Consider the following 23777-nt stretch of genomic DNA (forward strand, 5'->3'; position numbering starts at 1 on the left):
AACCAATAGCAAACTGTGGAATGAATCGCCCGCCGAAAGCATCACCGGCGGGCAGTTTCCTGAATTCCGCGCGGAGAGGAGAACGGAAGGGAAATGCAGCGACACCGTACGAGAGCCGCAATACTGTCGACCGTATTTATGGGATTGGGACAAATATATAACCGCCAATTCATCAAGGGTCTTATCTTCTTAGCAGTCGAGGCGTTAGGCCTTATTTATTTCATCAACAACCTGGGAAGAGCCTTTTGGGGCATCTTCACATTAGGAGATTCTCCAAGCCGTCTTGAGAAAGTAAACGGCATTGCCAAAATGGTCACGGGTGACCACTCCATCTTCCTTATGATTGAGAGTCTGATTACCCTCCTGTTTTTCGTCATTATTCTATTTGCCTGGTATGTTAACATTAGAGATGCCTATAAGATCGGAGCGGCACGCGATGCCGGTCTTAAATCCAATACATTCAAGCAGACGGTCAGATATATTCTGGACTATAAATTTGCCCAAACGTTTCTGATTCTTCCGGGGATAGGCATTTTGTTCTTCACCATCATGCCGATCATCTTTATGATCATGCTGGCGTTCACCAACTTCTCTGCACCGGATCATATCCCGCCTGCCAGGCTGGTAGACTGGGTTGGGTTTGAAACCTTCCGCAATTTGCTAGTCTTGAAAACATGGAGTCATACCTTCTACGGAGTATTAACGTGGACGATCATCTGGGCGGTCCTCTCGACGGTTACTACATACTTCGGCGGCGTGCTTGTGGCGCTGCTGGTTAACCAGAAGGGGATCCGCTTCAAAGGCCTCTGGAGAATTATTCTGATTGTTCCTTATGCCGTTCCGCAGATGATTTCGCTTCTGCTCATGCGCAACCTGTTCAACGGGCAGTTTGGTCCGATCAACCAGTATCTGGGTTATTTCGGGCTTGGCGGGCTGCCGTGGCTGACCGACCCGTTCTGGGCTAAGGTAACGGTTATCCTTGTAAATATGTGGGTAGGGATACCGGTATCCATGCTGCTGGTAATGGGTGTACTGACTACCATTCCTCGTGATATGTATGAAGCTGCTGAAGTTGACGGTGCTACAAATTATCAGAAATTCCGGATCGTTACCCTGCCGATGATTCTTTTCTCAACCGCACCGACACTGATTATGCAGTTTGCCGGTAATATCAATAACTTTAACGCCATTTACCTGCTGACAGGCGGTGCCCCGGTTAAGGGTGACTATCAATACGCCGGCTCAACCGACTTGCTCGTTACATGGCTCTATAAATTAACGGCTGACCAGAACAAAAATAATATGGCTTCCGCAATCGGGATTATCATCTTTATCATTGTAGCCGGATTCTCCCTGTACAATTACCGCCGGACCAAGTCATTTAAAGAGGAGGATATGATCCAATGATAGGACGCAAAATTGCAAACTTTGCACGCCTGGCTGCCAGCTATATCATTCTGATTGTTTTGGCGGTTGCAGCGCTGTATCCGGCTCTGTGGATTCTTCTGGCCTCTTTCCGTCCGGGTAAATCCCTGTACAGTAAGACGCTGATTCCGGAGCAGTTCACACTTTCCCATTATAAAGAGCTGTTTACTTCAGATGTCTACATGTTCGGTACCTGGTACACCAACACGCTGAAAATTGCCGTATTCTCCATGCTGATCGGTGTTACGCTAACGCTGCTTACAAGCTACGCTCTGTCAAGATTCCGGTTCAAAAGCCGCAAGACCACGATGTCAACAATACTGATTCTTGGGATGTTTCCGGGCTTCATGAGTATGATTGCCATCTACCTGCTGCTCAAGGAATTTAATCTGCTCGATACGCATCTGGCTCTGATCATTGTGTATGCAGCAGGAGCTCCGCTGGGTGGAACGCTGATTGCCAAGGGCTTCCTGGATACCATACCGCGTTCGCTGGATGAAGCGGCCCGGATTGACGGTGCCAGCAACTTCGGGATATTCACCCGGATTATTCTGCCGTTATCCCGTCCGATGATCACCTATATGGCGCTGACCCAGTTTGTCGGCCCGTGGGTGGACTTCATCTTCGCCAAGCTGGTTCTGCGGACCAAGGAGAACTGGACCGTTGCAGTCGGAATGTGGGATATGGTCAACAGCATGCAGAATTCGAACTTTACACTGTTCGCTGCAGGCGCGGTAATGATTTCCGTTCCGATTATGATTCTCTTCGGATTCCTGCAACGGCTGCTGGTTGACGGTCTGACCGCCGGTGCCAGCAAAGGGTAAAACAACACAGCTTCAAATTTCCATGAAAACAGGGTACACCTTTATGCAGTTTAGTAAGGGGATGCCCTGTTTATTTCTGTCATGAGGAGAGAGAGCCTGATGAAACGGCCGCGAAATGTGCAATTGAAATCGGTAGGCGTCAAATTGTTTGTTATTCTCTTCGGTACCATTGTCCTGCTGTCCACCGTGCTTGGAATCACCTCTTATTATGCAGCTAAAGGCATTATTACGGATGAAGTAGCAGCAGCCTCCTCGCAGTCGATCGTTCAGGCAGCGGACAAGCTGGATTTCCTGTTTGCAGAATATGAAGCGCTATCAAGACAGTTTGCAGTGGATTCCTCGCTGAAAGCCGACATGGAGCTGGTAAATAATCCGGCGGCCGGGACGGTAGCCAAGGTAGCAGCCGAGGACCGCATCCGCCGCAAGCTCGATTCGGTAAAAGGGTCAGACGACCGGCTTATTGCCATACGGCTTGTATCCAGAAGCCTTGTGGATGCGGAATCCTATAAATCAGCCGGAGTAAGTGCTGTCCGGGACGGTGAGCAGATTCAGGCAAGAATGAAAAAAATCGATGAAGGCAAGGGCCAGCCGGTCTGGTTCCCGGTGCTGGATAAAGGGTTCTTTGAGATGTACAGTGAGTCATCCATGACAATGGGCCGGCTGCTGCGCAATATCCAGAACCCGGCTGCCGAATATTATATGCTCATTGAGATTAAGGGAAGCGCACTAACGGATGTATTGTCTAACCTCCATATCGGGCAGACCGGAGAAATCCGTATTCTGGACCCGCAGGGCAGCATTGTATATGGAGCGGACAATTCGCTGCTAGGACAGGCCTCATACATACAGGTTGCAGGAGCGGAGCAGGCGGGGCAAGAACAGTCTTTTACAGCCAAGGATGAACAAGGCGAATCCCAGCTGGTAGTCTACCAGCCGCTGGCTACGGGGGGATGGACTTTGCTCGGCTATGCTCCGGTCAGTGATTTTACCAAATCTGCGGACAAGCTGCTCTATATCACCTTCGCTGTAGTACTGGCGGCAGCCCTGATTGCGCTATTGATCGGTTATGTATTGATACGCTTAATCGGCCGTCCGCTGGGCAAGCTGGCCCGGCTGATGGAAGAGGGCGAGCAGGGCAATCTGCAGGTTCGTACAAGCTTCAAGGGCCAGGATGAAATCGGGCGTCTGGGTCACAGCTTCAACAGGATGATGGAGCAGATATCCCTTCTGGCCGGCCAGAGCAGCAGGTCGGCGGCAGAGGTGCTGGCGACCTCGGAGCAGCTGGTTAAAGCCTCCGGCGCCACCTCGGCCCATGCACGGGAGGTGGCTGAGGCTACCGGGGAGATTGCGCAGGGCGCAGCCAGCCTGGCGGCTGAAGCGGAAGCCAGCAACCGGAATGTGGAGCTGATGGCAACCATGATGCAGGAGGTAGCCGGAATTAATGCCATCATGGACAGCACGGCGGAGCGGGTGTTGACGGTAAGCGATCAGGGGGCGGAGCTGATGCGGACGCTGGTAACACAGAGTGAATCAACGGTGCAGATGATGAAGCTGATCCATGAGAATTCCGCATTGCTGCAGGAGAGCAACCATCTGATCCGCAGCATTCTGAGCCCGATGATTGCCGTTAACAAGCAGACTAACATTCTGGCGCTCAACGCTTCAATTGAAGCAGTCCGTGCAGGAGCTGCCGGTAAAGGATTTATTGTCATTGCTGATGAGATCAGAGGCCTGGCGAACCAGTCCAACGAGTCGATTCAGTCTGTGTCCAGAATTACAGAGGAGATCAGCAACCATATTGAAAATACAGTAAAGGTTGTGAGCGAGGCCGGTCCGCTGTTCCGGGAGCAGATTACATCCGTGCGGGAATCTTCCATTATATTCGGGAGTGTGCGGACTGAAATGGAAGCCTTCCTGGCGCTGATCAGCCAATCGTCAGCCTCCGTTACCGAGCTTGACCTGTTCCAGTGCCAGCTGGGAGAATCGATGGCCAGTGTCACCTCCGTGGTGCAGCAGACCAGCGCTTCGACCCAGGAGGTAGCGTCGATGTCGTCACAGCAATTCATTGTCAGCGAAGAGCTTGTCGCCCTTTCAGCGAAGCTGGAGGAGCTGGCTGAGAATCTGAAGCAGTCGCTGGTTTCTTTTGAAGGATAAGTGCATTAACATGAACAATATTCTTCATCACTAATTTGTGGTATAGAAGAAGCATATTTTCATTATTAAATGAGCTCAATTTAAGATATTAACTAAAAGCTTAGCGTTACTGCTGCAAAAGTTTGAACTTCCGGCTGCTGTTTCCTTCAGAATTCCTGTTTGAACCGCTGTTTGTGGAAGAAATCCGAAGGCAACGGCAGACGCTAAAACTTCGGCAGTTCCAAGTCTACCTTCCGTCCTCATTTGCCTTTATATAAGTTCCTTATATTTTATTTAATATAGTTAAAAAAATCATGGTACTATTTTAAAAATTGGGGATATTATTAAGAGAAGTTTTGTTATGGTTAGAATTGCCATCTAATTTAAAGGGATTTTAGTTGAAATAATAATCTTGGAAAGTAATGATTTTGTAATCAAATAAGTTTTGGAACTGTAGTTGTGACAAAGTTAAAATTGATTTTTGATTTTTGATAATTGTTATGGTAATTTGTATGTTGTTTTGATTTTTTACATAAAGTGATAGTCACTAGACTTTTGAGGAGTGGTTTTTTGGATAGAATTGAATTCAGAACTAATTTGTCACTTGATTGTCTCAAAAACTTACTTTTATTAAAGCATGAGGATCCGGCTTTAGATTTTAAAGCTACTATTGATCTTGATAATGGCTGGGCCGAGTTAATAAAAGACATAATGGCGTTTGCTAATACTGAAGGTGGGCATATCGTAATTGGAGTAAGTGAAGATAAAAAAAGTAAAAATTTTGAGCTTGATGGTGTTCCGGAAGAATATAGTATAGATGATCTGCAACTAAAAAGGCAACTGGATAATTTTTTATCTTCAGTACCTGAATTTGGGGTGGCGCATCATACGTTGAATGATAAAAAGTTTGTGTTAATCTATATTGCAAAATCAGAGATACCTATCAATGCCATTAAAATGGGGAATAATAAAGCGAATAAAACTGTATTTAGAGAAACGGATATGTATCATAGAGTAAGTAGTGAGAGCACTCCAGTGTTAAATCTAGCTGAATTTTTGGATAAGTTTGAGAATGGAATGAAATTTAAAGCGAAAAAGAGTATAAAAACAAATCTTCCCGATATCCCTGTTTATGGAGGGAAATCATTATTTATTGGTCGTTCAGACGAATTTCTTAAACTGATTACTTATGTAGAAAATGAACCAGGAACGCTAAGGATATTAGTAGATGGGCGTGGGGGTGTTGGTAAAACAGCACTAGCACAGTATTATGCCTTTGATATTATTGAAAGAGGCAAAAAAGGAGTTCTTGAAAGAGAGTTAGATATTCTAATTTGGATAAGTGCAAAAGATGAAGAATTGACTGAAGAAGGAAGATTTAATAAGGATCCGGAATTAAAAAATGTAGAAACTATTTTTGAAACGGTAGCTGAAGTTACTGGTAATATTGAGATATTCAATACATTAGAAACTTATGATCAAAAGCAAGAATTAATAATTTCCGTGTTAAGTGGATTGGTAGGAAGCTTGTTAATACTTGATAATATGGAAACTTTTCATGATAATAGATTGCTTGATTTTATAGCTAAAATTGACCATAAAACTAAAATAATCTTTACTTCAAGACATAAAACTCTTGATAGTACTATGCTTCCGGTGAATCGAGTTTTAGAGGTTAAGCCTATGATTGGTTCAACTGGTGGTAGAGAACTAGTAACGTCATGGGCTGAAAAACTTGGAATCGATTATATAACTGAAATGTCATCTGCTGCAAAAGATGAATTTGTAGATACTGCTTTTGGCTTACCTTTAATTATTATTAACACTTTAAATGATATTAAGAATGGTTTAGAATTAAAAGAAGCTTTAGAAGGGTTGAAATCACAAGATATTGATAGTGATATTTTAGAGTTTCAGTTCAGTAGATCATTCCGATTTCTTCCGATTATTCAAAAAAATGTTTTTTTCGCCTTGGCCTTTTTTAATTATCCACAATCCAAAAAAACTATTAGTGCCGTTTCGGGAATTGAAGGTTTGGAATTAGATAAAGCTATATTTACACTAGTGTCTAGGAGGTTAATAATTCGTGATTTAATTGAGAATGGTTCATTTGAAACACTATATACAATGGAACCTATAGCAAGAATTTATGCAATGAATCATTTGAAAATTGATCCTCTATTGGAGCAAGTTTTAATAACTGCATATAATGACCATATTATTATTACAGAAGAAAAAAGAGATATCTTATTAAAGCCTGCATTTGGACATGGTTTTAACTTTGGATCTATTGAGGAAAACAATGCTGCTGCCTATGCGAGTGATGCTACAAGATTATGGAAGATTAAAAATGATTATAAAGAAGTTGAGAATAGATTTAAAAAGGCTGTAAAACTTGCGCCAAAGCTAGGATATGTATATTCTCAGTGGGCTTGGGTTTGTGAAAAAGCAGCTCAAGCAGAGCGAGATTATAGTAAGAGGGAAAGTATGTTGGAAGAAGCCCGAAACCATTATATCAAGGCATGTCAGTTTGACGAAAGAAACATACGTATGTGGTATCAACGAGGAATGTTTGAAATTAGACTAAAACTTCCTGAATTGGCGCAACCTTGTTTTGAACGTGGTTTAAGTTGTCCGGGTGGATCAGATGATCCAAGGTGCTGGCATGGAATTGGAAGATGTTATATACAACGAGCATCTAATGCAATACGCAGGCGTGAAAATCGCAGATCTGTAAAAGGTATAAATGAATCGGCTAGACAGATGTTTGAGAAGGGTTTTATAAATAATACAAAATCTAAGGCAGATAAGACTCATAATGCATTAAATTGGTATTACTTATCACTTATGAGATTTCACTTAGCTGAATCTAATCAAGATTATAAAAGAATTTCTCATGGAATCCAACAAGGGCTTGAATTAGATCCTTCAAATTCACATTTACTTCAATTAAGAGAACAAGTAAATGGTAAAATAACTAATGCTAAATTTAATAGAATATGACTTACTCTTACAAGAAGCTGCTTTAAGTAGCTTCTTTTTGCTATGATATAATAATGGTATGATCATTCATGAGTTTGACAAAATTTGAATTTTGCATAAATTGCAGGTGGTTGAAATATCAATCATAATCTAAAATATCAAAATTTTTGATTTAGGCTACGATTAGCAGGGTTTGTTCCTACAATATGCGGTACCATTTGGGTTAAACTGTATAGTTTGAAATAAATAGTATTTAAAAATGGGTATTGGTATTTTATAGACATGTGTTTTTTTAAAAGCTCACCCTTTAAAGACAGGAGTGGACAGCATGAGTGAGCTGAGCGGAAGCCTGTTTCAGCAGTCTCTGCTTGAAAAAGAATATAGTCCGCATTTTTTTGCCTACTATTATAAGCAGTGGGAGCATTATACGATGCCGTACCATCAGCACAACTCAACGGAAATTATGTATGTTATCTCCGGGAGCTGCACCGTTGAAGTGCGCAGCGGGACAGGCGGGGAGGAGCGGTTCAGGCTTAAGCGCAGTGAGCTAATTATCCTTGATGCTAATGTTCCGCACCGGCTGATCGTTGAACCGGACGCGGCCTGCCGGATGCTGAACGTGGAATTCGGCTTTGCAGAGCATAAGGGAGTCGCGCCGTCACTCAGCAGTCTGGCCCGAGAAGAGGGAGACCTGGCTGATTTTCTGCAAAAGCCCTTCATCAGTCTGATGCTCTCTGATCCGGAGGAGGTCTTTCATGTGCTGAAAGCACTGGTGCTTGAGCTTGACCAGCATGGAAAGGAAGGCGGCAGTCTGGTTCAGCTGCTTTTTGCCGAGCTGCTGCTCCGGCTTTCCAGGCTCCGCCGGGAGCGGCTGGTTGCCAGCCAGCAGCCCTCCCAGCTCTACGTGCGGCGGGCTGTCGAATTTCTGCACCAGAATTATGACCGCAGCCTTCAAGCCAGTGAGGTTGCAGCAGCCGTGAATGTGCATCCCGGGTACCTGCACCGTATTTTTAAGGCGCAGACAGGCAGAACCCTGACGGATTATCTGAACCTGCTGCGGATGGAGAAGGCCAAGATGCTGCTCGGACAAAGCGAGATTCCGGTGGCAGAAATCGCGGATTATGTGGGAATCAGCAGCAGACAGTATTTTCATCTGTTGTTCAAAAAGTATGCCGGCGTTACTCCGGTCGAATACCGCAACTCCATCGAACGTTACTCCTGGAGCGACAACAGCCTGATATCCGATGAAAGGTGAGGATTGTTGACAGTCTGGAACGAAACGGGTCATGATATTGGTTACGCTTCCGTATGCTGTCTTGCTACAATGGACAGGTAGAAGAACCTATAACGGAGGATGATAACGATGTCTTTTAAAGTAACCTTTATCGGGGCGGGCAGTATCGGGTTTACCCGCGGACTGCTGCGTGACCTGCTGACTGTAGCGGAATTCCGCAATATTGAAGTTTCTTTTATGGATACTAACAGCCACAATCTGCAGATGGTCACTGAGCTGTGCCAGCGAGATATTGCGGAGAACGGGCTGTCGATACAGATCAAGCCTACAACTGACCGCAGAGAAGCGCTGCAGGATGCCAAGTACGTATTTTGCACAATCCGTATGGGCGGACTGGAGGCTTTTGCAACGGATGTGGATATTCCGCTGAAATACGGGGTGGATCAATGTGTGGGCGATACGCTGTGTGCCGGCGGCATTATGTACGGGCAGCGGGGGATTGCCGAAATGCTGGAAATCTGCCGTGATATCCGTGAGGTGGCCTCACCGGATGTACTGCTGCTCAACTACTCTAACCCGATGGCGATGCTGACCTGGGCCTGCAATAAATACGGCGGGGTCCGGACAATCGGCTTATGCCACGGTGTGCAGCACGGACACCATCAGATTGCAGAGGTCTACGGGCTGGAGAAGTCAGAGGTGGACATTATCTGTGCCGGCATCAACCACCAGACCTGGTATATCTCGGCGAAGCATAAGGGTAAGGATCTGACAGCCGGCCTGCTGGAAGCGTTCGAGCGTCATCCGGAGTTCAGCCGGACAGAGAAGGTGCGGATTGATATGCTGCGCCGGTTCGGCTACTACAGCACGGAATCCAACGGCCACTTGAGTGAATATGTTCCATGGTACCGTAAACGCAGCGGTGAAATTATGGACTGGATTGATCTGGGCAGCTGGATTAACGGTGAAACCGGAGGTTACCTGCGGGTGTGCACAGAGGGGCGTAACTGGTTCGAGACTGATTTTCCCAACTGGATGAAGGACCCGGCACTGGAGTATACACCGGAGAACCGAGGGGAGGAGCATGGCTCCTATATCATTGAAGGGCTTGAGACAGGCCGGGTCTACCGCGGGCACTTTAATGTCGTGAACAACGGCGTAATCGCCAACCTGCCTGCTGATGCTGTTATCGAAGCACCGGGATATGTAGATCACAACGGGATCTCGATGCCGCTGGTCGGCGAGCTGCCGCTTGGTCCGGCTGCAGTCTGCAATGTCAGCATTTCGGTGCAGCGTTTGGCAGTGGAGGCAGCGGTGCACGGGGATGACCAGCTGCTGCGTCAGGCGTTCATGATGGACCCGCTGGTCGGTGCGGTCTGCAATCCGAAGGAAATCTGGCAGATGGTCGATGAGATGCTCGTTGCCGGGGAGCAGTGGCTGCCGCAGTACAAGACGGCGATTGCCGCAGCAAAGGAGCGTCTGGCTTCAGGGAATCTTATTCCTACCCGTACAGATAATGAGGGAGCTGCCCGCCTGAAGGTGAAAAGCGTTGAGGAAATGCAGCAGGACCGCGACGCAGCCAACAAAAATGCCGGTGAATCCGACAAGGGCAAGGACCGTGAGAAGGTGCAGTGAATGGAAAAAGGGCCGGTGCAGAGGGTGTCTGCTTCCGGCCTGTTTTTTTTATAGAAGTGGGTTATACCTATATAAAGGTTCATTCGCGGATCAGCTTATCATTTTGCAGCTTGGTAATCTTTTGGCGGATTGGCCTGCTGATTAATATAAAGAAAAGACTCAGAGCGATAAGGAGCAATCCCAGGACAAGATTAATCCTGTTGAGGGCAGTGGGGTTGTTCACGAACATCAGGGATATATTAAACAAACCAATGACTAGGCCCATCACCACCATAGACATCCATAGGCTGTAAATCCGTTTATAGTGACTGATTTTGGAATCAATATCTGAATAGATGGTAAAGGCGCCTTCAGATGCCTTTCTTCTGAAAATAACCCACCTCAGGTTGTTGTATTTGCCCCAGAACCATTTGCCGGTAGGCACCTGCTCTGCTCCTGTCTCTTTCATAAACTGCAGATATCCGGCAGCCTCCGGTCCTTTCGGATCTTCCTTCAGCAGCTCAATGCGGTAGATATACTCTCCTTTGCCGCTTTCCTCAAATACGTACCTTGCCCATGAGTATTCGCTAAGTGCGAGCCCTTTGGCAGCCATCTCATTCAGCCATTCCTCTTCCTTCTCAAAATCACTGAAAAATTTGCGTTGTACGAGACTCATTGCGGTTCGCCTCCTATCAGCTTTTTGCCGTTCGCCAGCAGCTCGTCAAGTCTTGCCATTTCGTTCCGTACAGCACTCCGGCCGTCAGCTGTAATCCTGTACTCCTTCTTGCGGGAATCCTGATCCCCCTGCAGCAGCTCGATCCAGCCCCGCTCGGCCAGTGTGCTCAGTGCGCCGTATAATGTGCCAGCGCCCAGCTCGACCCGCTCATTGCTCAGCAGCTTCACGTTCTGCATAATGCCGTAGCCGTGCATCGGGGTGAGCAAAGATAATAGAATATAGTACACGCCTTCTGTTAAAGCGCCAAAATCTTTATTGTCTGCCACTCCGGATCACCTCTTTCCTGCTATACCGTGTATCGTTATATCGTCTGCCGATATATAAACTATATCGCCTGACGATATAGATGTCAACAGGCATGTGTGGAAGTTGTGGAAAGTCATAAAGTAGCAGCGGTAAACAGAAAGCCCTGTCCCGGGTTAGTCGGGACAGGGCTTTTAGCTCATACGGCAATCGGCTGTAATGTTATTTGATAGCCTCTCTTTTCCGGAAAAAAGTCTTGAGTGCCTGATACACTTCCTTTTTATCCTTGATGACATAGTGCATGAACTGCTCCTGCTTGAGATGGCGGTAGGCGGACATCAGCGTGCTGCTGCGGTTGTACTGGTTCACCTCACCGTAGCCGAACATGTTGCTGCGCTTCAGCAGTTCGCCGATCAGCTTGACACAGCGCTCATTATCAGAGGTCAGGTTATCACCGTCCGAGAAGTGGAAGGGGTAGATATTATATTTTGCCGGAGGGTAGCGGCTGTCGATAATCTCAATCGCCTTCTGGTAGGCTGATGAACAGATCGTGCCGCCGCTCTCGCCCCGGGTGAAGAAATCATGCTCGCTGACTTCCTTGGCTTCGGTATGATGGGCCAGAAAGACGATATCGACCTTTTCGTACTGGCGGCGCAGGAAGCGGGTCATCCAGAAGAAAAAGCTGCGCGCGCAGTACTTCTCAAAGGTACCCATGGAGCCCGATGTATCCATCATCGCAATAATAACGGCGTTGGAATGAGGAACCGTAATATCATCCCAGGTTTTGTAACGCAGGTCATCAGGGCTGATGCTGTGGATGCCCGGCCGGCCGCTGCTGGCATTACGCCGCAGATTCTCCAGCAGGGTGCGCTTCTTGTCGATATTCGACATCATGCCCTTTTTGCGGATATCGTTGAATACAATCGACTTAACCTCAATCTCTTCCTTGTCCTTGGGGGACAGATGCGGCAGCTCCAGATCCTGAAACAGAATATCCTCCAGATCCTCCAGATTAACCTCCGCTTCAACAGTATCCTGGCCCGGCTGATCACCGGCCTTATCGCCTTTTCCCGGCTGGGCAGACTGGGAGTCACGGCCGAGCACATCGCCCACCTGGCTGTCTCCGTCCCCCTGGCCGACATGCTTCTGCTTGCGGAAGTTATAGATAATCCGGTATTCATCCAGACTGCGGATAGGCACCTTAACAATCTGCTTGCCGTCAGACATGATAATGTTCTCTTCGGTAACCAGGTCGGGCAGATTATCCTTAATGGCTTCCCTGACCTTCTGCTGGTGACGCTCCTGATCCTGATGGCCTTTACGGTGCAGGGACCAGTCTTCTTTCGAGACAACGAACGTATATGGCTCCGGTGATTGCGGCAGGATGACCACCTCCCATGAAATATAAATCAGTCGATGCACAAGCCTTAGTCCCGCTGAAAGGGTTGTAACTAAAGTATATTCATGGGGATGGGGGATATGTGAACTGTCTTTATTCGCTGATCTCTTCAATAATCAGGCGGTAGCTGTTGGATCTGGCTTCACCTGAATAGCGGCGGTCCTCAATGGTATATACGTAAAGAGCCGTCGAATTGCCCTGAAGGGTATTACCCATGTAATCAATATTGATTTTGACCATGTAGGTCAGATGAACCGTCTGACCGGGCTCGAGAATCCCGAGCGGTACTGTACCGCTATAAGAGGTTCCCGGCATCGTCAATGCGCTGACCGTTACAATATCCGGATCAATAACCGTGCCTTGAGGCACAATCCGGATTACAGTGACATCGGCAGGATAATTGCCGCTGTTGGTTACATGGATATTGAACTCGGCAATACTTCCATGCTCGACAACCGGCGGTTCGCCGGTCATCTGAATGGTAATAATCGGAGCATAGAGCAGTGTTATGACCATATTGGACCGGGAATTCTGCCTGACATTACGGCTGTCTGGAAGTGTGTAGGTGTACACGGCATTCCCCTGGTTCCGGATTGCCGGCAGCTCCCGGATATCGGTGGCGGCCGGTATGGAGACAAGAAACGCTACCGTTGCAGATGCCCCGGGCCTTAAGGTGCCCAGCGGAATGCCGTCTCCCGGCCGGGCACCCGGACGAGGCATTCCGTTCACCTGAATGCTGTCCCAAATAAACAGTGTACCGGCAGGTATGGCATCGGTAAGTACAGCCTCCACAGCCAGATTGCCGCTGTTCCGGACTGTAAATTCATAGCGCAGGTTATCGCCTGGAGATGCACTGTGACGGTCTACCTTTAAGCTCACATTGATGCCGGCCTGCACAATGGTAACAGTTACTGAGTTACTCTCGGCCCGTTCGGTATCATCACCGACAATATAGGAGAGCGTCGCGCGGGTAACGAGTACGGAATCAGCGGGAACAGCATTAACGCGAACCCGGAAGGAGATTTCTTCAGCAGCTCCGGCGTCCAGTGTTCCCAGCGGGATACCGGCAGCGGGGTCCGCTTCGGGGGAGTATACTCCTCCTGCTATTACACTTCCGGGGATAAACACGGCTCCCTCCGGTACAGGAACAATAGCAGAGATACTTCTAAGCGGCCGTGTTCCTTCATTTCTCAGCAGCAATGTATAGGTAATGACATCCCCGATGAATGTAGTCGGAGTGCTTGCAGTAAGCAGCAGAGAGAGCTGATAGGCAAGCAGAGATACACTAACCGTATTGGAGCGGATTTCGCCCCTGATCATTCTGCCGCCTGTTGTAGAGAAGGAGTATTCGCCAGTGGCGGCATTCTGCAGCTCAAGTAACGGCGGAAGTGAAACTACAATAACCTGGAAGGCAATTGTGGTATGGCTCTGCGGTGCAACCGCATCAAGCGGAATACCGCCCTCTGGAGATACGCCGGGCAAGGGCACCCCGTCTCTAATGACACTGTTGGCAATAAACGATACCCCTGAAGGCAGAGCATCCAGGACTGTAACCAGCGCAGGAAGGTTACCGCTGTTGGTTGCCGTAATGGTATAAACCAGTGTTTCCCCGAGGGAAACACTGGTTTTGTCTGCGCTTTTGTACAGGGAGAGAACAGGACCTACAACCTGGGTGTTGACGGTATTGGAAAAGGTGATCCCGTCAATGCCCGCCGCTGAGCTAAACAGCACCATGGATTGATTGGTCACGACAGGTTGCAGATTCGGGCCGGGAGTCATATCACAATTACCTGTACCTGGAAAGTAACGGTCGAGGAAGCTCCGGCAGCGATGCTGCCGATTACAATACCTGCCCCGGGGTTGGCGGCAGGCCGCTGCACACCATCGACGGCCACGCTGCCGATGACGAACTGGCTGCCTGCCGGGATCGGGTCGACAAGCACGACATTGTTGACGGTGACGATACCATTGTTGGTAACTACAATCGTGTAGGTAATGAGATCGCCGACTATCGCATCGATTGCAGGAGTGCTCTTGACCGCCGTAACATCAGGGGACGATACCGGTATAACGAGCACATTGGACAGTGAGCTGCCGGAGAGCAGGCGTCCGTCCGGCGGAGTGAAGGTGAAGGTCGCTGAAGCCTGATTGACCAGCTGCTGCGGCGAAGGCAGCGAAGCCACGGTGACCTGCAGCGTAACAGTTACTGTAACGGTAGCTCCGGCTGCTATAGTACCGATCGCAATGCCAGCCGTAGGATCAGCTCCCGGCTGCGGTACGCCATTGACAAGCACGCTGTTCGGCACGAATACTGCCCCTGCTGGAATGGCGTCTGTAACGGTGACATTAGCCGGCAGGTTGCCTGTGTTGTTCACGTTCAGGAAGTAAGTGACTGTATCGCCGACGGTTGCGTTAGCTGTATCCGCACTCTTAACGACATTGATGAACGGCTGGTATACCGGTGTAATCAGGTTGTTGGAATAGGATGCACCGGAGAAGGCGCCGGAGGTGAAGCTGACCGAAGCCTGGTTATTTAGGACAGTACTGGCTGGCAAGGCATTGACCAGGATGTTGAAAGTTACGGTTGTTGATGCTCCCGGTGCAATTGTGCCGATGGGGATACCATTGGCAGGGCTCGCTCCAGGTACCGGAGTGCCGTCAACGACTACACTGCCTGTAACAAAGGAAGCGCCTGCCGGTATTGGATCACTAAGCACAACGTTGTTAATCGGTGCAATTCCGCTATTAGTGACGACGACGGTGTAAGGGACAGTATCTCCAATGACGGCATCGATAACGGTGGTGCTCTTGACTACCGCCACGTTAGGAGAGGATACCGAAATCAGGTTGATATTTGAAGGTGCCGTCTGGTTGAAGGTCCGCCCGTCAGGAAGCGTATAGGCCAGTGAAATGATGGCCTGGTTGCTGAGCTGCTGGCTCGGCGGAAGGGTAGTGATGAGCACGGAGAAGGTAACCGTCAGCGTGGCTCCGGCAGCAATCGAGCCGAGCGGAACACCTGTGGCCGGGTCGCTGCCCGGAACCGGCTGTCCGTTAATCAGCACACTGTTGGCTACAAGGGTGGTCCCTGCCGGAATCGTATCCGTCAGCGTACCTGTTGCCGGATAATTGCCTGAATTGTTGACTGTAACTGTGTAGGTAATGGTATCACCGACCGTTGCATTGGTGATGTTGGAGGATTTGACGGCTGCGACAATCGGCTGATAGACCGGAGTAGTAACAATGTTGGAGAAGGCTACGTAAGAAAGGGCCCCGGAAGTAAAGCTGACGGAGGATTGGTTGTTAAGCACTCCGGTAGCCGGAAGCGTTGTAACAGATACTGTAAAGGCGACCGTGACGGAAGCACCCGGAGCGATACTGCCGATATTCACCCCGGTGGACGGAGAAGCGCCCGGCCGAGGTACCCCGTCCACCAGCACACTGCCGGCTACAAATGCGGTTCCTGCCGGGAGCGCATCCGTAAAGACGACATTGTTGACGTTGGCAATGCCGTTATTAGTCAGAACGACGGTGTAAGTGATGGAATCTCCGGCAGTCGTAGCGGTAGTAGTTGTGCTCTTGACAACGCCAAGATTCGGATTGGACACCGGAATGGTGAACGTATTGGATACAGCCGATCCGCTCAGTGTCCGTCCGTCCGGCAGGGTGAAGGTGTAAGAAGCTGTTCCCTGATTGACCAGAAGCTGCGGTGACGGAAGGGAGGTGATGACAACCGAGAACTGTACCACCACGGTTCCGCCGGCAGGAACAGTCCCGGCAGCAATGCCTGCTGCAGGATCAGCCTGCGGCAGAGGCAGTCCGCCCACCAGCACGCTGTTCGGCACAAAGGTTGTACCTGCCGGAATGTTATCGGTCACTGTCAGATTTGCCGGGTAGTTGCCGGTATTGTTCACCGTCAGGGAGTAAGTCACCGTATCGCCGACAGTGGCATTGCTGGTGCTTGCGCCTTTGGTTACAGCAATATTCGGCTGAAAGACAGGTACAGCCACCGGATTGGACCAGGTGGAGCCTGAGAACACCCCTGAGGTGTAGGTTACTGTCGCCTGGTTGTCAATGGAGGCATCGGCCGGCACGGAGGTTACCAGGACATTATAGGTGACAACCGCGACAAACCCGGCTGCCAGTGTGCCTATGGCCACCCCTGTGGCCGGATTGGCATTCGGGAACGGCACGCCGTTGACAGCCACGCTGCCGGTGACAAAGGTGGTGCCGTCCGGTGTCGGATCATTAAGCAGCACATTATTGACGGGGTCGATCCCGTTGTTGGTAATGGTTACTGTATAAGGAATCGTATCTCCAAGTGCGGCAGCGGTGAAGGTCGTGCTTTTGACTACAGCCAGGTTCGGGGCAGATACAGCAATGGTTACCGTATTGGATACAGCTGTTCCGGTCAGCAGGCGGCCGTCCGGCGGAGTGAAGGTGAAGGTGGAGCTGGCCTGATTGACGAGCTGCTGCGGACTCGGCAGGGAGACGATAAACACGGTAAAGCTGACCGATACACTGGCACCCGGTGCGACGGTGCCGACTGCTATTCCGGTATCCGGAGCGGAGCCCGGCTGCGGGAAGCCGCCGACAATGACGCTGTTCGGATCAAAGGTCGTACCTGCCGGGATATTATCGGTCAGGGTTACATTGGCTGCCAGATTACCGGTATTGCTGACGACGATAGTATAAATAATGGTATCGCCGACTGTTGCATTCAGGTCATTTGCGCTTTTGACCAGAGAGATTTGCGGCTGAATGACCGGGGTCGTTGTCACATTGGAGCTTGATGAGCCGGAAAAAACCCCGGAGGTAAAGCTGACGGTGGACTGGTTGTTAATCTGTGATGGTATCGGCATTGTAATCCTCACCTCGAATGTTACGGCAACTGAAGCCCCTGGGGCCAGACTGCCGATTGGAATGCCGGTGGACGGAACTGACGACGGCTGGGACACGCCGCCCACAATTACGGTTCCGGGAATGAAGACTGCATTCTCAGGCAGAGGATCACTGAGAATGATGTTATTTACAGCAGCTATACCGGTGTTTGTCAGCACGGAGGTAAAGGTCAGGATATCGCCTGTAACGGCGTCAATGGCGTTTACACTTTTTACGATATTGATATTAGGCGCTGAGACAGGGACGGTTAGCGTGTTCGAAACGGTATTTCCTCCGAGCTGCCGGCCGTCCGGCAGGGTGAAGGTATACGAGGCGGCTGCTGAGTTAAGCAGCTGCTGGTTGGGCGGCAGTGCAGTTACAGTAACAAGAAAGCTTACTGTTACGCTGTCGCCGGGGGCAAGCGGTCCGACAGGTACCCCGCTCACCAGATCATAGCCCGGCAGCGGAGTACCGCCGACAATGACGCTGTTAGGCTCAAAGGTGACCTGAGGCGGCAGGTTGTCGGTCAGATTCAGCGTGGCAGCGATGTTACCGGTATTCCGGGCCAGGATTGCAAAGGATAAGGAGCTGCCGGCAGATGCCTGCGTCGCATTGGCGCTTTTGACCAGACTGATAACCGGAGTGAAGACCGGCGTGTTAATGGTTCCCGACAATGCGGTGCCGCTGAATGTGCCGGCGGTAAAGGATGCGCTGGCCCGGTTGCTGAGCTGACCGGACGGCGGCACCGAAGTGGCATTGACTTGAAAGGTGATGACCACGGTTGCACCTGAAGCGATAGTTCCGAGATTAATACCGGCACCGGGATTGGCAGAGGGTGAGGAAGCACCGTTAATTGTTACGCTGCCGGCTACAAATGCGCCTCCGGCCGGAATCGGATCGGACAGGACGACGTTACTGACTGCGACGCCGCTGGGATTGGAGACAGAGACGGTGTAGGTGATATATTCTCCGACGGCAATGGCAGTAAGATTGGCATTCTTGAGTATTGTGATATTGGGTGCCGATACCGGAATGCTGACTGTATTGGACACACTGGAGCCGGACAGCGAACGGCCGCTGGGCAGCTGATACGTGTAGCTGCTGCTGCCCTGGTCGGTTAATACTGCCGGTGAAGGCAGAGACTGCACAGAGGTGAGGAACGTTACGGTAAAGGAAGCACCGGGGGCTACAGACCCAAGCGGAATCCCGGTAAGCGGAGAATCCGAGGGGCGGACAACATTGTTTACAATGACACTGCCGGAGACGAAGCTTGAACCGGCCGGTATATTGTCTGTCAATGTAACGTTTGCAGCAATGTTTCCTGAATTCTGCACCTGCAGGGTGTACAGGACGTTCCCTCCGACGGTTGCGCTGGACGGGCTGGCGCTTTTGACGATTCCGATGACCGGCTGGAACACAGGTGTAGGAACAATATTGGATTGCGTGATAGCAGTGAATGCTCCCGAGCTGTAGGAAGCTGATGAGCGGTTGGAGAGCTGTCCTCCTGCCGGAATTGAGGTGATGCTCACCTGAAAGGTGACCGTGGCACTGGTGCCTGGGGCGATAGTTCCAATGGCTATCCCCGAGGCGGGATCAGCTGCCGGCCGGGAGGTGCCGGCAACAACGACACTGCCGGGTACAAAGGTGCTGCCGGCGGGGATCGGATCGGACAGGACGACATTGGTAACTGCAGCGATGCCGTTGTTGCTGATGACCGAGGTGTACAGCAGGGTATCACCTACGGCAACATCAGGCAGACTGGCGCTTTTGGCAACTGCTACATTTGGCAGAGTGACGGGTATGGTCAGTGTGTTGGATGCGGCGGACCCGGAAACCGTACGGCCGTCAGGAACCAAAAAGGTGTAGGCAGCGGTGGCCTGGTCTACGAGCTGAGGCGGTGACGGGAGGCTGTTAACCACGACCCGGAACTGCACGGTAGAGCTTCCGCCGGCGGCAATAGTGCCGATGGGAATACCGGTGGCGGGATTGCCGGCTACAGGTGTCCCGTTAACGGTAAAGCTGCCCGGGACATAAGTGCTGCCTGCCGGAATATTGTCGGTAAGCGTAGTGGCTGCGCCGATGTTGCCGGTGTTGGAGACTTGAATGGTATAAATGATCTGGTCGCCGACGGTAGCATTGGTGGTATTGGCGCTTTTGACAAGTCCCAGTACAGGAGAGTATACAGGCAGGGAGTTGGTATTGGACGGGATAACCCCGGAAACCACGGGACCGCCGGCCACGCTTTGAAATGTAAATGCCGCATTGGCGGTATTCGGAACGAACTGCGGGTTAGGCAGTGAAGTGACCCTTGCCTGATATGTAATGGTCACAGAGGTGCCCAGAGCAAGTGAACCTAAAGGAATACCTGCTGTAATATCAAAAGTAGGCCTGGAAACCCCGGCGACAACGACACTTCCGGCGACAAAGGTCAGTCCGGGCGGCAGCGTGTCAGACAGAACGACGCTGGCAGCGCTGGCTGTTCCGGTATTGCTGACGGTCACCGTGTAGGTTACCGTGTCCCCGACAATAGTGCCGGCTACGTTGGAGCCTTTGGTCAGGCTGATGTTCGGCGCATTGATATCGATCTGCAGCGCATTTGCATTTACAACATAAGCATCACCGGAGGTGGTCAGCGTAAGCAGGGCTGAGCTCTGGTTGTTAACCAGTCTGGCTGATACACTGACATTGGTAATATCCCAGCCTTGGCGTCCGCCGACTATATTGCTTCCCGGGCTGCCGTTGGTCTGGTTACGGTTGCCGAATGTCCCGGTGGTGTTCAGCGTCCCGGCATCATTATTAATCTGTGAGGCAAAAAAGTTGTTGGCAAAGTTATTGGGTCCGGACAGTGCCACCTGAGTAGCGGCTGTCGGTCCGAACAATGCCTGGTCACCGGAACGGTTGGCATCTCCTTCCTGCGCGCTGAACAGGATGCGTCCGCCGAGTGCGCCGGAAACAGGGGTAGCAAAGCCGGTAATCGTAGTGACCACAGGCGCCGAGGTAGACTGAACGAGCACAGCTCCCGCACGGAGGGACATATTGCGGAAAGGCAGCGACGGGTTCTGGTAGATAACGCCGAGAGTCCAGCCGGCATGGTTGCCTGTCGGATCACCGGCAATAATAATTGTCCCGACAACCCCGGAGACAGTGTATGTCCCGGCTCCGCCTGCCTGTATGATGCTGGTTACATTGTTTGAGCGGACATAAGCAGCGGCTCCGCTGCCCAGATCCACCGTGTTGCTGGTAGCCGAATCGGGAGAGACACTGACTGTATTGCCGGCTGGTGTTGTCAGCGAAACAGGATTATTGATGAACGCGCTAAGATTGACGGTCCCGTTAATATAGGAGCCGCCCCAGATGAGTTCTGCATATAGTACCGTACTTCCGGAAGGGATCGTCAGAATGGCAGAAGCGCTGTTGTTCTGATAAAGGCTGGTAGTTCCGGCAGGATATGTGCCAAAGGTAGATGCTGTATTGATTGTACTGAAGGCACCGATACTGTCCTGTGTGCCGGGCACGCCTATTGTATCCGAACGGCTTAAGCCGAGCGTATTGCCTGTAAACGTAATTGCACCGGTTGCATTAATAGTAGACCGAACGACTAGAGGAATAATTTTCACCTCCTTCATAGGACTGCTGTGCTTGTTCTGCAACGAAAAAAAGCAAACCGTCTCCTGCTGAGGACGATATGCTGTCTTTCTTGTGATATATTTAGCCTATGACGGAGGAAAGCGTTACTTGTTTGTCCAACTGCAACTTTTTTGAATAATTCAATCCGGTTCTGCCGGGCAGCGGCAGCGGCTCTCAGATCAGGTCTTGTCTCAGCCGGCTCAGCCGTCTGCGTTCCAGCAGTACACGCGGCTCGGGATAGGGAATGCGGCTCATGGCTTCAAGCTCGGCATGGGAAATGTCCTTCTTGACCACAACGAAATGATACATTATTTCATGAACAACATTTGCCTGAAGCGTTTTGAGGATATCAAGCTCCTCTGTTTCATACAGCGACTGGTCAAACGGATACTGGTAGAACAGCTCCATCCGCAGAAGCCTGTAGTCAAACGGAGGCACGGGGACCGGATAATCGGGAACCGCCGGCGATACGGGGCTTGAGGACGGCTGAAAGAAGCTGCCTGTCAAATAACGGGGGGTATATTCGTCGAACTTCTGCTTAAAAAAGGGGTTGGAGCTGTGCGGATAGCTGTGGGCATAAGGAGCCAGAATGCAGACTACCGCCTTGTGACAGCTGATCCGGTATATTTCCGCCATGACATCCATCAGATTATCCACGTAAGGCAGCACCCGGCTGGCCATGACGAACTCGGCGGTGTTGTCCGGGAGCGGTATTTCTTCATTAATATTACAGACAATATCCACTCCGGGGTATGCAGTCCGGTCGATTCCCAGATAACCTGATTCTTTGGCGGAACCGCAGCCGATATCGATTTTCAAGGAAACCACTCCTTCGGGGGATAAAATAAGGCTCTTCACTATAGTATTAGCACCGACGGCTCCTGCTTCCGGTAGATGCCTATGGGCCGGGAAAGAAACCGTATTGCTGCTGCTTGCATTCTATTTATATATAAGAGATTTCAATTACAAAGGAGTATCTGCCAATGACATTAACCTTGTTCAAAAATGGAAAGCTCACATCAGCCGGCCGTCCCGGCGATGATGCTGTGCTTGTAGAGGATGGCTTCATCAAGGCTGTCGGAAAAGGGAGCGAGCTCTCCCTGCAGCTGCCGGAAAGCGGTGCGGCTGTTATCGACTGGGACGGCGGGCATGTCCTGCCCGGACTTGTCGATGCCCATGTGCATCTGGGTATGCACGGCATGAAGCTGGACATGCTGGATTTCACCGGCATGACCTCCAAAGAGGAGATGCTGCAGGCGATCAGGGAACGCGCGGCACTTACGCCTCCGGGGGAATGGATTCTCGGCCTCAACTGGAACGAGAATGAGTTCAGGCCCGCCGCCGCTCCGCACATCTCGGAGCTCGACGCAGTGACACTGCAGCATCCGGTATTCCTGACCCGGACCTGCTTCCACGCGTTCCTCGGCAACAGCGAGGCATTCCGGCGGGCGGGTGTCACGGCTTCCACACCGGACTTTGCCTCCGGCGCTTACGGACGGGACGGCGAAGGGGGGCTGAACGGCTGGATCTACGAGGATGCCGTCCAGCCATTCAATGAGGTGCAGCCGGCGCCGGACTACACCGCCCTGAAACAGGCAGTGCGCCGCGGCATTGCGGACGCGCTCTCCCTCGGGCTGACCGCGGTGCATACTGAGGACCTGCGGCTCTTGGGCAGCGTGGAGACCATGCTGCGCATCCACCGTGAGCTGAGGGAGGAGGGGGTTCTGTTCCGCACCCATCAGCTGCTCTATTACGCCTATCTGCAAGAGGTAGAACAGCTTGGGCTCGCAGCAGGCAGCGGCGATGAATGGCTGCGGCTTGGTGCAGTCAAGCTGTTCGCCGACGGGGCGATCGGCGGGCGGACTGCCCTGCTGGAGCAGCCCTACAGTGATGAGCCTGGAACCTCAGGGATAGCGATTCATACCCAGGAGGGGCTGGACGAGATTGTCCGTGCTGCCCGCAGGCTTGGTTATCCGGTGGCGGTGCATGCCATCGGTGATGCTGCTGCCCGGATGACGCTGGCTGCAATGCAGCATAAGCCGCTCCGGCCGGATGCGGCGCTGCCTGACCGGTTCATCCATGCCCAGGTGCTGAACCGCAGCCTGGTGGAGCAGATGGCCTCCATGCGGCTGATTGCAGACATCCAGCCGCGGTTTGTGGCGAGTGACTTTCCGTGGGTGCTGGAACGGGTCGGTCCGGCAAGAGCCGGCTACCTCTATGCATGGAAAAAGCTCCTGGCGGCAGGCATCCCCTGCGCCGGAGGCAGCGATGCCCCTATTGAGCCGCTGAGCCCGTTCCTGGGCATGCACGCTGCGGTTACCCGGTGCAGGCCGGGAGAACGTCACGAGGGCTATCTGCCGGAGGAGAAGCTCAGTCCGGCGGAAGCGCTGAGGCTATTCACAGAGGGCAGTGCCGTTGCGGCTGGTGAGCAGCAGGAACGGGGGCGCATCACACCCGGCTGCCGGGCGGATTTTACCGTTATAGACCGTGATATTATGGCGGATGCTGAGGAGATGCTGAACGTAAAGGTGCGTATGACAGTGATTAACGGTATTGCGGCGTACAACGCAGATTAAACGGCCGGCCGGAGAGAACGTGTACCCTGATGTGAGGCAGAGCAAGTTTATGCAACCCTGACAACGGGTTAAACGTTATTAAGGGTAGACTCTTATTACACTCTGC

13 protein-coding genes are annotated in these 23777 nt (G+C 51.0%); 7 read left to right on the forward strand and 6 right to left on the reverse strand.

Features of this window, described 5'->3' with window-relative positions; all coding sequences use genetic code 11:
• Positions 1–93: 93 nt before the first annotated feature.
• From R70331_RS09395 to R70331_RS09420, 6 genes are all read left to right on the forward strand, one after another.
• Positions 94–1407, forward strand: coding sequence for a sugar ABC transporter permease (locus tag R70331_RS09395; protein WP_042174844.1), 1314 nt, complete (start codon positions 94–96; stop codon positions 1405–1407).
• Positions 1404–2249 carry a sugar ABC transporter permease gene (locus R70331_RS09400; protein ID WP_156131098.1) on the forward strand — a complete coding sequence of 282 codons (846 nt, stop codon included), beginning with the start codon at positions 1404–1406 and terminating at the stop codon, positions 2247–2249. Before R70331_RS09395 ends, R70331_RS09400 begins: the two co-directional genes overlap by 4 nt.
• Positions 2250–2348: 99 nt before the next feature.
• Positions 2349–4403 (forward strand): methyl-accepting chemotaxis protein, encoded by a 2055-nt coding sequence (locus tag R70331_RS09405; protein WP_042174845.1) that lies wholly within the window; start codon positions 2349–2351, stop codon positions 4401–4403.
• Positions 4404–4952: 549 nt separating this feature from the next.
• Positions 4953–7385: an ATP-binding protein gene (locus R70331_RS09410; RefSeq protein ID WP_042174848.1), complete on the forward strand. Its 2433-nt coding sequence runs from the start codon at positions 4953–4955 to the stop codon at positions 7383–7385.
• 316 nt (positions 7386–7701) lie between these two features.
• Entirely contained in the window at positions 7702–8619 is a 918-nt protein-coding gene (locus R70331_RS09415; protein ID WP_042182411.1) for an AraC family transcriptional regulator, read from the forward strand.
• A 108-nt stretch (positions 8620–8727) separates the two neighbouring features.
• On the forward strand, positions 8728–10233 hold the full coding sequence (locus R70331_RS09420; protein ID WP_042174849.1) for an alpha-glucosidase/alpha-galactosidase: 1506 nt from the start codon (positions 8728–8730) through the stop codon (positions 10231–10233).
• 79 nt (positions 10234–10312) lie between these two features.
• Here the strand turns inward: R70331_RS09420 and R70331_RS09425 are convergent, their stop codons facing one another.
• From R70331_RS09425 to R70331_RS09450, 6 genes are all read right to left on the reverse strand, one after another.
• Positions 10313–10888, reverse strand: a complete 576-nt coding sequence (locus tag R70331_RS09425; RefSeq protein ID WP_052418993.1) for a DUF2812 domain-containing protein — start codon at positions 10886–10888, stop codon at positions 10313–10315.
• Positions 10885–11214, reverse strand: a complete 330-nt coding sequence (locus R70331_RS09430) for a PadR family transcriptional regulator (protein WP_042174851.1) — start codon at positions 11212–11214, stop codon at positions 10885–10887. The genes R70331_RS09425 and R70331_RS09430 overlap by 4 nt, the downstream gene beginning before the upstream one ends.
• Before the next feature lie 199 nt (positions 11215–11413).
• Positions 11414–12604, reverse strand: coding sequence for a sporulation protein YhbH (gene yhbH, locus R70331_RS09435; RefSeq protein ID WP_442950579.1), 1191 nt, complete (start codon positions 12602–12604; stop codon positions 11414–11416).
• Between the two features lie 79 nt (positions 12605–12683).
• On the reverse strand, positions 12684–14369 hold the full coding sequence (locus R70331_RS09440; protein ID WP_042174853.1) for a COG1361 family protein: 1686 nt from the start codon (positions 14367–14369) through the stop codon (positions 12684–12686).
• Positions 14366–21094: a DUF7507 domain-containing protein gene (locus tag R70331_RS09445; protein ID WP_042182417.1), complete on the reverse strand. Its 6729-nt coding sequence runs from the start codon at positions 21092–21094 to the stop codon at positions 14366–14368. Before R70331_RS09445 ends, R70331_RS09440 begins: the two co-directional genes overlap by 4 nt.
• 175 nt (positions 21095–21269) lie before the next feature.
• Positions 21270–21914: a methyltransferase domain-containing protein gene (locus tag R70331_RS09450; protein ID WP_042174856.1), complete on the reverse strand. Its 645-nt coding sequence runs from the start codon at positions 21912–21914 to the stop codon at positions 21270–21272.
• A 164-nt stretch (positions 21915–22078) separates the two neighbouring features.
• On the opposite strand from R70331_RS09450, the gene R70331_RS09455 reads away from it, so the two are divergent.
• Entirely contained in the window at positions 22079–23671 is a 1593-nt protein-coding gene (locus R70331_RS09455; RefSeq protein ID WP_042174858.1) for an amidohydrolase, read from the forward strand.
• The last annotated feature ends 106 nt before the right edge of the window (positions 23672–23777 follow it).

The organism is Paenibacillus sp. FSL R7-0331 (assembly GCF_000758645.1).
Taxonomy (GTDB): domain Bacteria; phylum Bacillota; class Bacilli; order Paenibacillales; family Paenibacillaceae; genus Paenibacillus_AQ; species Paenibacillus_AQ camerounensis.